Annotated in this window: 1 pseudogene; it reads right to left on the bottom strand. The window is 76.1% G+C overall.

Annotation, left to right across the window (positions count from 1 at the left end):
• Positions 1-610 (bottom strand): annotated as a pseudogene (locus FUT87_RS28880) (hypothetical protein); the annotation flags it as partial.

Genomic DNA, 610 nt, shown 5'->3' with positions numbered 1-610 from the left:
CGACCTCGACCTCGATGCCGCGCGCCGCGTACTGGGCGCCGGCCAAGGCGATCAAGGCCTTCTGCTCATTCACGCGGGTGTCGAGCCGCGGTGCCCCCGAAGCGGCCGCGGCGCGGGCCTCGGCGGGCGCCATGTCGGACAGCGTGGGCGTGGCGCGAGCCCAGAGGCCCACCGACTGCACCGCCGCGACGGCCACGCCGGCCGCGGTCCGGGTCGCGTCGCCCGCCACCTTCAGCAGCGCGGCCCCGGCCGACACTGAGGGAGCGCCGGCGAGCGGCGCCGCAGCGGCTTCCGCGCCCAGCCACCGGTCGAGCGCCGGCGTCTCCAGCAGGCTCGCCGCGGTCTTCAGCTGCGCGTCGCGTCCGGCGGGCACGGAGAAGTCGAACCGGTCTGCCTCCAGCGACGGGAACTTCGGCGCCAGCGGCATCTCGCCGGGCGGGCCGCCCGCCGACAGGTGGTTCTTCACCTGATAGCCGGGCACCGTGACCGTGGTCGTCAGGGGGTGGTGCTTCTCCGAGCCATAGGGCACCTGGCGCCACCGCAGCTGCGGCGCCACGGCGGTGGACACGCCGATGGACCCGTCGCCGCCGCGCAGGTCGCCGGTCTCGAT

Source organism: Mitsuaria sp. TWR114 (assembly GCF_007997345.1).
Note: the sequence above shows the minus strand (reverse complement) of the source record. Positions and strands in the feature narration are given on the sequence as shown.